Here is a 13355-nt window from a genome sequence, read left to right on the forward strand (position 1 = left end):
GATGCAGTCCAGGGATCCGATGGTTGCAAATGAATGCGGCCCGGCATGAGAGCCGGACCGGCTGATCAGCGTTGGAACTCGGCGTCGCGCTCGTCCTCGCCGTCATGCATGTCGAAGGCGAAGCCACCGCCACCGGCGACCTTCATCGCACGGGCCGGCTTGCGAACGGGGGCCGGCTTCCTGGTGCCGCGATCCGCCGCCGCCATGTGCGCGGCTTTGGCCCGCAGCTGGCTGACAGCGCGGTCGATCGGCGCGGGCGAAGCAGCTTCTTCCCGCCCGGCATGCTCGATGCGGAAGAACGAGATGGTGGACTGGAGCTGCTCGGCTTGCGAAGCGAGCTCCTCGGAGGTCGAGGATACCTGCTCGGAGGCGCTGGCGTTCTGCTGACCGACCTTGTCGAGCTGCTGGATCGCCTGATTGATCTGGGCCGAGCCGACGTCCTGCTCGCGGCAGGCCGCGGTGATCTCCTGCACCAGCTCCGCGGTCTTCTTGATGTCGGGCACGAGCTTGGACAGCATTTGTCCCGCCTCCTGCGCGACCTTCACGCTCTCGCTCGACAGCGTGCCGATCTCGGCGGCCGCGGCCTGGCTGCGCTCGGCAAGCTTGCGCACCTCGGAGGCGACGACGGCAAAGCCCTTGCCGTGCTCGCCGGCGCGCGCGGCCTCGACAGCGGCGTTGAGAGCGAGCAAATCGGTCTGCCGCGCAATCTCCTGCACGATCGTGATCTTTTCCGCGATCGTCTGCATGGCCTCGACCGCGCGGCTCACCGCAGCGCCGCTGGCTTCCGCGTCCTTCGCCGACTGACCCGCAATCTTCTCGGTCTGGTTGGCATTGTCGGCGTTTTGCTTGACGTTGGACGCCATCTCCTCCATCGAGGACGACGCCTCTTCCGCCGAAGAGGCCTGCTCGGTCGCGCCCTGCGACAGCTGCTCGGCGCTTGCCGAGAGCTCCTGGCTGCCGGCGGAGACGTTCTGCGCGGCTGTGAGCGCCTCGGAGACGATCTGCCGAAGCTTCTCGACCATGAGGTTGAGCGATTTGACGAGATCTCCGATTTCGTCGTTGCTGCCGGTGTTGATGGTCTGGCTCAGATCTCCCGCCGCGACCGCGCCGGCGAGACCAACCGCGCGGCCAAGCCCGCGGGCGATGCTGACGGAGATCCAGACTGCCGCGATGATGCCGATCGCGAGCGAGCCGAGAACGAATGCGATCAGCATGAACTGCGCTCTGCTGCTCTCCTCGCGGGCATGGGCCGTCTGCTCGTCCATCGCCGTCTTCACGTAAGCGATATAGGCCTCGGCAGCCTCCATCGATTCCCCAACGGCGCTGCGGACGGACGTCATCGACAGCTCCGTCGCCTTGACTTTGTCGGTCTTCGCGACCTTGAGCGTGTCGTCTTCCACCACGTTCATGCGGGCGTAGGCGGCGCCGAACCGTTCCAGAAGCTTCTTTCCTTCCGGCGTCGCCACCGCGTAAATCTCGTCCTTCGTCTTGAGGACACCACTGCGCAATTTGGCGATCTCCGCGAGGAACCTCTCGGATTCCGACTCGGGCACAAGGATCGCGTTCTTTTCCGCGCGGACCTGGAACAGGATGCCTTTTTCAAGGTCGGCGGCATGCGCTATTCGTGAAGCACGCGAGACCAGCCCCTCTGCGGCGACGATCATGTCGTTGAGCTTCACGTACGCAACGCCGCCTGCGGCCATGGACAGCACCAGGACGACGCCAAACGCGCTTGCAAGCTTAGCCTTGACCGTAAATCGCATGTGCAGCCCCTCAGCCCCTCAATCTTGCGATTGGATTTGCTTTCAATTCAGAATGCGTTCCATGTTCGGAACGATGACGAACTCTTCACGCCACTTCGCGATGAAGCGGATGAATTCCGGCTTCCAGTGCATGCCGACGCGCGGCGTCTGCTGCACGTCGGTCTGCGAGATCTCCGTGACCTCGTAGACCTTGTCGGCGGTGACGCCGACCAGAACCGGCTCTCCGTCCAGCTCGAGCTCGATGACGACGATGCGCGTGTCGGCCGAGTTGTCGAGCTGCGGCATGCCGAAGCGAATGCGCAGGTCGGCGAGCGGAATGACGTTGCCGCGCACGTTGATCACGCTGGGAACGAAGGCGCGCGCGCCGGCCACCCTGGTCACGGGGACGGGATCGATGATCTCGCGCACGAGACCGGCGTCGAGTGCAAACTTCTCCTCACCGAGGCCGATCATCACGACCTGCATCGCGCCGGACTGATGCTCGCCCGCCAAACCGTCGTTCATCACGCCGCCTCGCTGATATGCTGCTTCTCAACCTTCGACTGCGCCATTGCGACGAGCTGCGCGACGTCGAGGATCAACGCGGCCGTGCCGTCACCCAGAATCGTCGCGCCGGAGAAGATGGTGACGTCGGAGTGCAGCTTGGACAGCGACTTGATCACGGTCTGGTGGTTGCCGATGATCTGGTCGGCGACGAGGCCGACGCGGGTCTCGCCGGTCGAGATGATGATCGTCTTCTGATGCCGGTCCGGCGCGCCGGAGGCGGCCATCAGCTCGCGCAGGCGCAGGAAGGGCACGAGATTGCCGCGCACGTTGAGGAAGTTGCGGCCGCGCGAACGCTCGTCCTCGGCCGTCAGCTCGACGCATTCCTCGACCGCCGACAGCGGAATGATGTAACGGCCTTCGCCGACGCGGATCAGGAGGCCCTCGATGATCGCGAGCGTGAGCGGCAGGCGCAGCGTCACAATGGTGCCCTGGCCCGGGCGGGTCGACAGGTCGATCGAGCCGCGCATGTTCTCGATGGTGCGCTTGACCACGTCCATGCCGACGCCGCGACCCGACAGCGCCGAGATGGTCTGCGCGGTCGAGAAGCCCGGGTGGAACAGGAATTGGTGAATCTCGTGATCGCTGAGCACGGCACCGGCTGCGATCAGCCCCTGCTCTTCCGCCTTCGCGCGGATGCGCGCGGTATTGAGACCACCGCCATTGTCCTTCACGGTGACCAGCACCTGAGCGCCGGAATGCACGGCGGCGAGCTCGATCCGGCCCTGCTCGGTCTTGCCACTGGCGGCGCGCGTGGCGGTGTCCTCGACGCCGTGGTCGATGGCGTTGCGGATCAGATGCACCAGCGGATCGGCCAGGGCCTCGATCATGGTCTTGTCGAGCTCGGTATCCTCGCCCGAGGTGACGAATTCGACCGGCTTTGACAGATCCCGCGACAGATCGTGCACGAGGCGGCGGAAGCGGCCGAACAAGGAGCCGATCGGCACCATGCGCGCACCCATCGTGGTGTCGCGCAGGGACGAGGCAAGGCGCTCGATCTCCTCGGCGATGATCTTGATCGAGAGGTCGGAGCCGGAGGCGGCGAGCTGGGTCAGCCGCGCCTGGGCGATGACGAGCTCGCCAACGCGGTCCATCAGCTCGTCGAGGCGTTCGGCCTGGACGCGAACGGTGGCGATGCTACGCTCTTGCTTGGCGTCCTCGCGGCGGGCGGGTGCCGTCTCGCGCTTGACGTCCGACTTGACGTCCGGCTTGACGTCCGGCTTGGCCTCGAACTCGGGCTCGGCCCTTGCGGCGGGCAACTCGGCGATGGCCTCCACCACAGGCGCAGCCATTTCAGCGATCGCCGGATCTTCGTCGAGCAGCTGGAACAGCGGGGCCGGCGCGGGCGCTTCGACATGCTCCAGAGGCGAGAGCGTCAGCTTCATCTCGTCCTGGACGAACATGAAGACGTCGTCGATCGCATCCTTGTCGCAGGCCGCGTGCAGCTTGACGTCCCACTTCAGATAGCAGTCTTCCGGATCCATCTCGTCGAGGAACGGGATGCCGTCGGTGACGGGCACGACGAAGCAGGGACCGAGCTTGCAGAGATCTTCCAACAGGTCGAGCGGATTCGAGCCGTTGCGCAGGATGTGGGATTCGAACTCCAGATAGAGGTGCCAGCCGGCCTGCTTGCTCTCGGCAGGCGCCAGCGGAGGGGCCTCGACCTCAAGGGCGACGGGCATGTCGGCCGCGACGAAGCGCTTGAGGTCGTCGAGGATGGCTTCGCCGATGATGTCGTCGGTCGACTGAGGATCCTCGATCAATGCGCGGATGTAGTCCTTGGCGGCGAGCGCGACCGAGATCAGCTCCTGCGTCGGCTTGATCTCGCCCTTGCGGACGCGGTCGAAGGCGGTCTCGAATTCGTGGGTGAAGGAGGCGACCTTGTCGAAGCCGAACATGGCGCCCGACCCCTTGATCGTGTGCAGGGCGCGGAAGGCGGAATCGACCAGCTCGCGGTCGTCGGGACGCTGGCCGAGATCGAGCAAGGCGCCTTCAAGAACTTCGAAGAGCTCGCTAGCTTCCTGACGAAAGACCTCGGTCGGGTCCATTGCGCTCATGTGCGCACCAGCTTGCCGACCACGGCGAGCAATTGTTCAGGCTTGAAAGGCTTGGTGATCCAGCCGGTGGCGCCGGCGCTCTTGGCTTCCTGCTTCACCGTGTCGTTGGATTCGGTGGTCAGGAACACGATGGGCATGCCGACCGCACTCGGCAGCTTGCGCAATGCGCGGATCAGCTCCAGCCCGTTCATGACGGGCATGTTGAGGTCGGTGATGACGAGGTCGAGCTTGCCAGCCTGCGCCTTGGCGAGCCCTTGCGCGCCGTCGCCGGCCTCGATCACGTTGTGACCGGCCGGCTCGAGCACGACCTTGATCATTTGCCGAATGCTGGGAGAATCATCGACGGTCAAAATCGTGGCCATCAGGTGCCATCTTTCTTTTGCGGGAAATGCTGATCGATCATCGCCTCGCTGGCGAAGCCGGCGCGGCGAAGGGTGTTGCGCAAAGATTGTGAAAAGGAGGTCAGGACCACCGGACGGCCCTGGGCCTCGCCGGTCTTGGCGGTCGACAGCAGAAGCTGGATCGAGGTCACGTCGGCCTTGTCGACGCTGGAACAGTCGATCTCGAGCCGCTCCTGGCGGCCGAATGCCTCGCGAATGAGATCATAGACATTGCGGATCGCCGCAATGCTGCAATCGGCGGGCAACCGCAGCGACCACTTCGGCTCCGTGGGGTTGAGCGACATCGCAGCATCCGCCTTTGCTAAAATTCCACTACTCGTTTGACGCGAATCCGGTGAGCAAACTCCTAACGCGGGCATCCGTACAACTACGGGTCACATTCTTCCGGAATTCGCGCAACCGCATGCAGACGTGCACAACCTGCCCACATTGTGGGCTGGACACGCACATCCGCGTCGAATTTGCTTCGTGTTAAATCCGCTTCGGTAATGGCTCGGGTTCGTGCCTTTGCCAGCGAACAGAGCCCGATGCTCACCCAAGCGCTCCTGGTTGACGACAGCCGCTCCGTCCTCAACTTCCTGAAACGCCACATCGAGGCTGAAGGTCTGGTCGAGGCCACCACCTTCCTCGATCCTGTGGAGGCGCTGGCCTGCGCCCAGGAGCGCGCCTTCGATCTGGTGCTGGTCGATTACGAGATGCCGCACATGGATGGCATCAGCTTCATCCGCACCTTCCGCAGGCTTCCCGGCCGCGCCGACATCCCGATCGCGATGATCACCTCGCGTCAGACCGATGACGTGAAGATGGAAGCGCTGCAGGCCGGTGCAACCGATTTTCTGCCCAAGCAGCCGCAGAGCGTCGAGATGACGGTGCGGCTGCGGAATTTGGTTCAGCTTGGTGCAGCCGTACGCAAGCTGAACGACCGCGCCGCGCATCTGGCCAGCGAAGTCGCGGTCGCGACACGAAAGCTCGGCGAGCGCGAGGAGGAGATCATCCTGCGGCTCGCGCTCGCGGTCGAATACCGCGACAACGACACCGGCGAGCACACGCTGCGGGTCGCCCGCTACAGCCGCATCATCGCCGAGCAGCTCGGCCTGCCGGCCCGGCTCTGCCGCGACATCTATCTCGCCGCCCCCCTGCACGACGTCGGCAAGGTCGCCATTCCCGACAAGATCCTGCTCAAGCCGGGCAGGCTCACCGACGCGGAGATGGCGGTGATCCGGACGCATGCGACGATCGGCGAGCGCATCCTGGCCGATTCCAGCTGCGAGCTGATCCGGCTCGGCGCGCAAATTGCTGCAGGCCATCACGAGCGCTGGGACGGCGCCGGCTATCCGAGCGGCCTGAAGGCGGATGACATCCCGATCGCCGCGCGCGTGGTGGCGGTCGCCGACGTCTTCGATGCCCTGACGACGCGGCGGCCGTATAAGGAGCCGATGCCGCTCGAGGTCGCGCGCGGCTACCTGGTCGAGAACGCGGGGCGCCAGTTCGATCCGGCCTGCGTGGCGGCCTTCCTGTCGCGCTGGGACGAGGTGGTCGAGATCGCCGGCGCTCCGCGAACGATTCCTTTGCCGAGCGCCGAGGCCCTTCTCGCTCCCAGTCAGGAGAGTGCGGCGGAAATCTCTTCAGACGAGGACACCCCGACCGAGGCCGTCCCGACCGCCTGAGCCGATCAATCCGCCAACATCTTGCCGCGGCTTGACATTGTTTCTCCGGTCGCCGGCTTGAACCTGTTCCTGCTAAAGTGGCACCAAGACCTATGAGTGATTCTGGTCACACTTGCCCCGGCGCCGTGCTGCTAGGCATCGAACCAGGACGGGGCACCAGAGCATCGTCGAATTGGATGAGAATTCCCATGAAAAGCCTGATCGGCGCCTGTGTCGGCGCATTCTGCCTTGCGGCCCCCGCTTTGGCGGAGACTCCCGCTGCGATCGTCGAGGACATCCAGGGCAAGGTCGACGGCATCGCGTTCATGGACTACGTGGCGCCGGGCAAGATCATCAAGCTCGGGCCCAAGGCGAGCATCACGCTCAGCTACCTGAAATCCTGCCAGCGCGAGACCATCAGCGAGGGTGTCGTCCTGGTCGGCGCTGAGCAGAGCACCGTGCAGCTGGGCGAGGTCAAGCGGGAAAAGGTGCCGTGCGATACCAATGCGGCAAAACTGTCGGAGCGCGAGGCGAACCAGAGCGCCGCGACGACCTTCCGCACCATGCGCTCGGACGCCAAGGGCGGGCCGGCCAAGCTGCCGACGCTTTACGGCGTCTCGCCACTGGTGCAAGCCAAAGCCGGCGGCACGCTGGTGATCGAGCGCACCGACGGCAAGGAGCCCACGATCAGCGTGCCGCTCAAGGGCGACGCCATGGTCGGCGGCAAGTTCTATGATTTCGCCAAGGCCGGGAAGACACTGACCCCGGGCGGCAGCTACCTCGCCATTCTCGGTGCCAAGCGCTACACCTTCCAGATCGACGCCAGCGCCACCTCCTCGCCGACCCCGATCATCGGCCGCCTGCTGCGGCTCGAATAGGCGGACCTAGCGACGGGGCAATGCGGCGGATCGGGGGACGGGACATCGTTGCGGCGATTCTGATCGCGCTCCTTGCGGGCGCGATCTTCACGTCCCGACCGCTGCAAACGCTGCAAGGCCTCTCGCTCGACATCCTCACCGCGCTGCGCGGCAAGCTCATCGGCGAGCGCCGCGATCCCGCGACATCGCCGGTTGTCGTCGTGGCCATCGACGGCGAAACCTACGAAACTCCGCCGTTCAAGGGATCGCCGACGCAGACCTGGACGCGCGAGATCGGCCGGGTGCTCGGCAGCATCAGCGACGGCGGCGCCAAGGTGATCGGCTTCGACGTCATCTTCAAGAACTCGATCGAGCAGTCCGAGATTCCCTTTGGCGATACATCGTTTGGCAGCCGTGTGAGGGGATTTGACCGGGACTATCTGATCGCGCTGCGGCAGATCTCGGACAATGGCAAGCTGGTGCTCGGCGAGATCCTGAGCAACGACCATCCAGAACCGCCCTACCGTGCGCAGCAGCTGGCGGTGCGAAACAACGTCCGTGCGCTCAATGTCCACACCGATACGGACGATGTCATCCGGCGGATGCCGCTCACCTTCGACATCGACGGCAAAGCGGTGCCCGCAATGGCGGTCGAGCTCGCCGCCCGCGCGCTCGGCGCAAAGCTCGAGATTGCGCCATCCGGTGCGGCCGAGCTATCCGGCTACGCGATCCCGAGCGCCGTGCCGAACACGCTGACGCTCAACTTCCGCGGCCTCAGCCGCGACGTACCGACCTTCTCCTTTGCCGACCTGCGCGCCTGCGTCGAAAAAGGCGACCGCGATTTCTTCCGGCGCGCCTTCGAGGGCAAGGTCGTTCTGCTCGGGACCGTCCTCAACTTCGAGGATCGCAAGCTCACCTCGATGCGCCTGTCCGGCGGCCATGACGGCACACCGTCGGCACGATGTGCCCTGCCCGCGCCCGCCAGCACCGCGCAAAAGGCCCGCAGCGACGTCGCCGGTGTGTTCGTGCACGCCGCTGCGGTCCGGAACCTGATCGAGCGCGATGCCGTGACCGAGCTCGGCTTCCCCGCGCGGACCCTTCTCACGATCGCATTCGCGGCCATCATCGCCTGCGCGGCCGGCGTGCTCGCACCGAGTGGCGCGCTGATCGCCTGGCTCGGCCTCACCATCGTCTACCTGGTCGTTGCCGTCGGCGCATTCGTCCACGCCTTGGCGCTGCCGCTGACCGAGCCGGCGCTCGCCAGCCTTGCCGCGCTCGCGATCATGATCGGCTATCGCTTCGTGCTGGCCGACCGCGACGAGCGCTTCCTGCGCAAGAGCTTTGCCCTTTACCTCGCGCCCGAGGTGATCGAGACCATGGTCGCCTCCGGCAAGATGCCGGCGCTCGGCGGCGAGACTCGCAACGTCACGATGTTCTTCTCCGACCTCAGCGGATTCTCGTCGATCGCCGAGACGATGACGCCGGGCGAGCTGGTGACGCTGATGAACGAATATCTGTCCGCCATGACCGACATCATCGAAGGCCATGGCGGTTACGTCGACAAATATATCGGCGATTCCATCGTCGCCATGTTCGGCGCACCGGCCGACGATCCCGCCCACGCGCGCAACGCGGTGCGTGCCGCGCTGAAGTGCCACGACAAGCTCGCCGAGCTCAATGCCGGCCATCCCGCCTTCGCCGGTCACGGCCTGTCGCAACGCATCGGGCTCAACAGCGGCGAGGCCGTGGTCGGCAATATCGGCTCGCGGCGCCGCTTCAACTACACGGTGATGAGCGACACCGTGAACGTCGCCTCGCGCCTCGAGGGCGCCAACAAATATTACGGCACCGCGATCATGGCCTCCGAAACCACGATGGCGCAGACCGGCGATAGCTTCGCCTGGCGCGAGCTCGATGCGATCAGGGTGCAGGGCCGCGGCGAGGCGATCAGGGTGTTCGAGCCGCTGGCGGAAACCGGCGCGGAGAGCGCCGAGCAGGCGAAGGTGGCCGCAGCATATGCGGAAGGGCTGGCGTGCTGGCGGGGACGCGAGTTTGCGAAGGCGGCCGATGCGTTCGACGGCGTCGCGAAGATCGATCCCGCGTCAGCTCGGTTCGCCAAGCGCGCGAAAGTGCTGACGGAGACTCCGCCGCCGCCGGACTGGACACCGGTCAATACGCTGGAAGGAAAGTAACGCAGCGAAGAACTTCCCCTCTCCCCTTGTGGGAGAGGGTGGCTCGCCGCGTAGCGGCGAGACGGGTGAGGGGTCTCTTTCCGCGCGCGAAACTCTCGCATTAGAGCTCGCCGAAGCAACCCCTCATCCGGCGCTTCGCGCCACCTTCTCCCACAAGGGGAGAAGGAAAAACACCAGCGCTGGCGCAGCTAACTTAAAACGGCAGCCCCGTGTAGTTCTCCGCAAGCAGCCGCTGCGCCGTCTCGGACGAGAGCAGATAGTCGAGCTCGGTCTGCTGCAGCCGATCCTCGTATTCGATGCGATCGGGGAAGCGGTGCAGCATCATCGTCATCCACCAGGAGAAGCGTTGTGCCTTCCATATCCGCGCGAGCGCCCTAGCGGAATAGCCCTTTAGACCGGCATCGTCGCCGCTCTGATAATGCGCGAGCAGCGCGTGATAGAGATAATAGATGTCGGACGCGGCGCTGTTCAGCCCGCGCGCACCGGTCGGCGGCACGATGTGCGCGGCATCGCCGGCGAGGAACAGGCGGCCATAGCTCATCGGCTCGGCGACGAAGCTGCGCAGGGGTGCGATGCTCTTCTCGATCGACGGCCCGGTGATCAGGCGGCCGGCGACCTCGTCCGGCAGGCGGCGTTTCAGCTCGGCCCAGAACGCATCGTCGCTCCAGTCCTCCACCTTGTCCGTCAGTGGCACCTGGATGTAATAGCGGCTCAGCACCTGCGAGCGCAGCGAGCATAGCGCAAAGCCGCGCTCGTGCTTCACGTAGATCAGCTCGGGCGATACCGGCTTCGTGCGCGACAGCACGCCGAGCCAGCCGAACGGATAGACCTTCTCATATTCGCGCAGCACGTCCTTCGGGATCGACTTGCGGCTGACGCCATGGAAACCGTCGGCGCCGACGACGTAGTCGCAATCGACGCGGATCGTCTGCCCGTTCGAGCGATACGTCACATAGGGCCGATCCGACGTCAGATCGTGCGGCGTGACGTCCTCGGCATTGTGCACGACCTTGCCGCCGACCCGGTCGCGCGCCTCGTAGAGGTCGCGCGTCAGCTCGGTCTGGCCGTAGACCAGCACCGAATTGCCGCCGGAATGCTTGTGCAGGTCGATATGGGACAGCACGCCGTCATGGGCGATCTCGAAGCCGTTGTGGATCTCGCCCTCGCGGTCCATCCGCTCGCCGCACTGCGCCTCGCGCATCAGCTTCGCAAAGCCGTGCTCGAGCACGCCGGCGCGGATCCGGGCCAGCACGTGGTCGCGGCTGTATTTCTCCAGCAGGATGGTGTCGATGCCCTTGAGGTGCAGCAGCTGGGACAGCAGCAGCCCGGACGGCCCACCGCCGATGATACAGACCTGAACTTTCATTTTTGCGTCCTCCCGTCGGCATTTTTTTGCATATTCTACGCCGCAGACCGATGGAGGGTTTCGCCTTTGTCTTGTACTATTCGAACATGAGAAGCGCGGCCCCCGCCCCGGCGATCCGGGTCTACAATCTGTTCGGCGAGTCCGGCGATCTGCCTGACGTCGTGCATTGCGAGACGATCGCGTCGCGTTCGGTGCTGCACGACTGGACGCTGGCCGTGCACCGCCATGCCCGCTTGCACCAGGTGCTGCTGATCGAGCGCGGTGGCGGCGAGGCGACACTCGACGGGCGCGTGGTGCCGCTGAGGCCGATGCAGATCGTCAACGTGCCGGTCGGCCACGTCCACGGCTTCCGCTTCGAGCCCGATACGCAAGGATGGGTGTTGACCATCGCCGCCGAGATTCTCGACGAAGCGCTGCTCGCCGCCGAGGGCCTGCGCGGTGCGCTGTCGCGGTCGGCGGTGGTGCGCGGCACGCCGCAGATCCGCGCCACGATGAAGCAGATCTTCGCCGAGCACGCCGCGCGCGACTTCGGCCGTGCGCATGTGCTCCGCGCCCTGTCGTCGGCCATGATCGGGCTGGTGGCGCGCGCGCTCACGGGCGAGAGCGGCGGCAACGGCACCGCGGAAAGCGGGTTGTTCCGCCGCTTCGAGGCGCTGCTGGAGCAGCATCATCTGGAGCGCTGGAGCGTCGCCGACTATGCCAAGGTGCTGTCGGTGACACCGACGCATCTCAACCGGATCACGCGGGCGGCGACCGGGGACACCGCCTCGCATCTGATCCTCAACCGCCTGATCCGCGAGGCGCGGCGCAACCTCGTCTACACCAACCTGCCGGTCTCGACGATCGCCTACGCCCTCGGCTTCGACGACCCCGCCTATTTCAGCCGGGTCTACGCCGCCGCCACGGGCGTGTCGCCACGCGCGTTTCGCAAGCGGCTCCATGGCGGCGAAGGCTGACGCGCCGCGGAACCGCGATGTCTCTCGTTGCCACTACCTTCGTATATAGCGCCCCATCCTTTGGATAGAGGCGCTTTACCTCCGTACAATTGAGCGGGGCATGCCCAGGCCCTAGCGTGACGGCATTCGGCGCCCTGGCGCTGGTGGCATGCAACCTCCCTACCCTCGGCGCAAGGCGGCCAACCCTGTCCGGTCGTCTGCGCCGCTTTTTCGGCAAACCAACGGCGCGTTGAGGTATTTTCCTGCCGACACGCCGCGCCATTTCGGCTGGACGGTCGGCTTTCGCGCCGAACCCGGGAGTTGTGGATAATGTCTTCGCTTGGGAAGAGCGCGCTCTTCATCGACGGCTCCAATTTCCATGCCACCGCCAAGGCGCTCGGCTTCGAGATCGATTACAGACGCCTGCTCTGTGAATTTCAAAGCCGCGCTACGCTGTTACGGGCCTTCTACTACACGACCATCATCGAGGATCAGGAATATTCGTCGATCCGCCCCTTGATCGATTGGCTCGACTACAACGGGTTCACCGTCGTCACCAAGCTCACCAAGGAATTCGTCGACCCCGCTACCGGCCGCCGCAAGGTGAAGGGCAGCATGGATGTCGACCTTGCCGTGAGCGCGATGGAGCTCGCCCAGCACGTCGATCAGATCGTGTTGTGCTCGGGCGATGGGGACTTCCGTTCGCTGGTGGAGGCCTTGCAACGCCGCGGTGTCCGCGTGACCGTCGTCTCCACACTCTCCACTCAGCCGCCCATGGTCGCCGACGACCTGCGCCGGCAGGCGGACGCATTCATTGACTTGGTGGAGCTGAAACCAAAAGTGGGGCGCGATCCACCCGATCGGCCGGGATCGCGCGAGGTGCGACAGCCGCCGCAATTCCTCGCGCGCGGAACGATCAAGCGCGACGACCGGGTGGAATGATCGGAGGACGGCCGCCCCGGCGCCTCACACGTCGAAGAACACCGTCTCCTCCGGCCCCTGCAGATTGATCGTGAAGGCGTACACGATTTTGCCGGCGCGCTCGCTGCGGGTTGCGATCAATGTCTTGCGGCGCATCGGCTGCTCGATCAGGTTGAGCACGGGATCGGCGGCGTTGGCCGCCTCTTCGTCCGAGAAATAGAGCCGCGTGTTGAGGCCGATGTTGATGCCGCGCGCGACGATCCAGACGTTGACGTGCGGCGCACATTGGCGGCCCGTCCTGTCGGTGATCGCGCCCGGCTTGATGGTCTCGAAGGTGACGAGGCCGCTGTCGAAGTCGGACCCGGCGCGGCCCCAGCCGCGAAACTCGTCGTCCAGCGCGCCGGCCGAGCGATCGGCCGGATGGTTGTAGCGGCCGGCCGCATTGGCCTGCCAGATCTCCAGCAGCACGTCGCGCAGCGGCGTGCCGGCGCCGTCGAGCACCTTGCCCTCCAGCGTGATGCGCTCGCCCTTGGTGTTCGGCGTCACCAGCACGTTGGAGAAGTTCTTCTCGAAGATGTCGAAGCCGGCCATGGCCGGGATCAGGCCGATATGGACGTAAGGCCCGGCGGTCTGCGAGGCGGTTTCCTTGAGGTAGTTGAGCGGCTGCGGCATGG

At 65.3% G+C, this 13355-nt stretch carries 12 protein-coding genes; 5 read left to right on the forward strand and 7 right to left on the reverse strand.

Annotation, left to right across the window (positions count from 1 at the left end; all coding sequences use genetic code 11):
* Nucleotides 1–65: 65 nt before the first annotated feature.
* The 5 genes from ACNJYA_RS32685 to ACNJYA_RS32705 are packed head-to-tail and all read right to left on the reverse strand — an operon-like array spanning nt 66 to nt 5048.
* Nucleotides 66–1763 (reverse strand): methyl-accepting chemotaxis protein, encoded by a 1698-nt coding sequence (locus ACNJYA_RS32685; RefSeq protein WP_439401392.1) that lies wholly within the window; start codon nt 1761–1763, stop codon nt 66–68.
* 42 nt (nt 1764–1805) lie between these two features.
* Nucleotides 1806–2267, reverse strand: a complete 462-nt coding sequence (locus tag ACNJYA_RS32690) for a chemotaxis protein CheW (protein WP_260380468.1) — start codon at nt 2265–2267, stop codon at nt 1806–1808.
* Nucleotides 2267–4363, reverse strand: a complete 2097-nt coding sequence (locus ACNJYA_RS32695) for a chemotaxis protein CheA (protein ID WP_439401393.1) — start codon at nt 4361–4363, stop codon at nt 2267–2269. Before ACNJYA_RS32695 ends, ACNJYA_RS32690 begins: the two co-directional genes overlap by 1 nt.
* Entirely contained in the window at nt 4360–4725 is a 366-nt protein-coding gene (locus ACNJYA_RS32700) for a response regulator (protein ID WP_100231554.1), read from the reverse strand. The genes ACNJYA_RS32695 and ACNJYA_RS32700 overlap by 4 nt, the downstream gene beginning before the upstream one ends.
* Nucleotides 4725–5048, reverse strand: coding sequence for an STAS domain-containing protein (locus ACNJYA_RS32705; protein WP_271502006.1), 324 nt, complete (start codon nt 5046–5048; stop codon nt 4725–4727). The genes ACNJYA_RS32700 and ACNJYA_RS32705 overlap by 1 nt, the downstream gene beginning before the upstream one ends.
* Nucleotides 5049–5291: 243 nt before the next feature.
* On the opposite strand from ACNJYA_RS32705, the gene ACNJYA_RS32710 reads away from it, so the two are divergent.
* From ACNJYA_RS32710 to ACNJYA_RS32720, 3 genes are all read left to right on the forward strand, one after another.
* A complete protein-coding gene (locus ACNJYA_RS32710) occupies nt 5292–6431 on the forward strand; it encodes an HD domain-containing phosphohydrolase (RefSeq protein ID WP_439401394.1) in 1140 nt (379 codons plus the stop codon).
* A gap of 188 nt (nt 6432–6619) precedes the next feature.
* Nucleotides 6620–7288 (forward strand): hypothetical protein, encoded by a 669-nt coding sequence (locus tag ACNJYA_RS32715; RefSeq protein WP_172785721.1) that lies wholly within the window; start codon nt 6620–6622, stop codon nt 7286–7288.
* A 20-nt stretch (nt 7289–7308) separates the two neighbouring features.
* Nucleotides 7309–9459, forward strand: coding sequence for a CHASE2 domain-containing protein (locus tag ACNJYA_RS32720; protein ID WP_439401395.1), 2151 nt, complete (start codon nt 7309–7311; stop codon nt 9457–9459).
* Nucleotides 9460–9652: 193 nt separating this feature from the next.
* Here the strand turns inward: ACNJYA_RS32720 and pobA are convergent, their stop codons facing one another.
* On the reverse strand, nt 9653–10825 hold the full coding sequence (pobA, locus tag ACNJYA_RS32725; protein WP_439401396.1) for a 4-hydroxybenzoate 3-monooxygenase: 1173 nt from the start codon (nt 10823–10825) through the stop codon (nt 9653–9655).
* Nucleotides 10826–10875: 50 nt separating this feature from the next.
* Here pobA and ACNJYA_RS32730 point away from each other — a divergent pair, with 50 nt between their 5' ends.
* Together ACNJYA_RS32730 and ACNJYA_RS32735 are read left to right on the forward strand one after the other, a co-directional pair.
* Entirely contained in the window at nt 10876–11781 is a 906-nt protein-coding gene (locus tag ACNJYA_RS32730; RefSeq protein ID WP_439401397.1) for a helix-turn-helix domain-containing protein, read from the forward strand.
* Nucleotides 11782–12090: 309 nt separating this feature from the next.
* Entirely contained in the window at nt 12091–12702 is a 612-nt protein-coding gene (locus ACNJYA_RS32735; RefSeq protein WP_172785717.1) for a LabA-like NYN domain-containing protein, read from the forward strand.
* Between the two features lie 24 nt (nt 12703–12726).
* On the opposite strand, the gene pcaG is transcribed toward ACNJYA_RS32735, so the two are convergent.
* Nucleotides 12727–13353 (reverse strand): protocatechuate 3,4-dioxygenase subunit alpha, encoded by a 627-nt coding sequence (gene pcaG / locus ACNJYA_RS32740; RefSeq protein WP_439401398.1) that lies wholly within the window; start codon nt 13351–13353, stop codon nt 12727–12729.
* Nucleotides 13354–13355: the final 2 nt, after the last annotated feature.

The organism is Bradyrhizobium sp. BLXBL-01, from assembly GCF_051853025.1.
Taxonomy (GTDB): domain Bacteria; phylum Pseudomonadota; class Alphaproteobacteria; order Rhizobiales; family Xanthobacteraceae; genus Bradyrhizobium.

Coding starts and splice junctions, on each gene's coding strand:
- ACNJYA_RS32695 (WP_439401393.1), bottom strand. CDS start 4,363: ATGAGCGCAATGGACCCGACCGAGGTCTTTCGTCAGGAAGCTAGCGAG.
- pobA (WP_439401396.1), bottom strand. CDS start 10,825: ATGAAAGTTCAGGTCTGTATCATCGGCGGTGGGCCGTCCGGGCTGCTG.
- ACNJYA_RS32700 (WP_100231554.1), bottom strand. CDS start 4,725: ATGGCCACGATTTTGACCGTCGATGATTCTCCCAGCATTCGGCAAATG.
- ACNJYA_RS32735 (WP_172785717.1), top strand. CDS start 12,091: ATGTCTTCGCTTGGGAAGAGCGCGCTCTTCATCGACGGCTCCAATTTC.
- ACNJYA_RS32690 (WP_260380468.1), bottom strand. CDS start 2,267: ATGAACGACGGTTTGGCGGGCGAGCATCAGTCCGGCGCGATGCAGGTC.
- ACNJYA_RS32705 (WP_271502006.1), bottom strand. CDS start 5,048: ATGTCGCTCAACCCCACGGAGCCGAAGTGGTCGCTGCGGTTGCCCGCC.
- pcaG (WP_439401398.1), bottom strand. CDS start 13,353: ATGCCGCAGCCGCTCAACTACCTCAAGGAAACCGCCTCGCAGACCGCC.
- ACNJYA_RS32710 (WP_439401394.1), top strand. CDS start 5,292: ATGCTCACCCAAGCGCTCCTGGTTGACGACAGCCGCTCCGTCCTCAAC.
- ACNJYA_RS32720 (WP_439401395.1), top strand. CDS start 7,309: ATGCGGCGGATCGGGGGACGGGACATCGTTGCGGCGATTCTGATCGCG.
- ACNJYA_RS32685 (WP_439401392.1), bottom strand. CDS start 1,763: ATGCGATTTACGGTCAAGGCTAAGCTTGCAAGCGCGTTTGGCGTCGTC.
- ACNJYA_RS32715 (WP_172785721.1), top strand. CDS start 6,620: ATGAAAAGCCTGATCGGCGCCTGTGTCGGCGCATTCTGCCTTGCGGCC.
- ACNJYA_RS32730 (WP_439401397.1), top strand. CDS start 10,876: ATGGAGGGTTTCGCCTTTGTCTTGTACTATTCGAACATGAGAAGCGCG.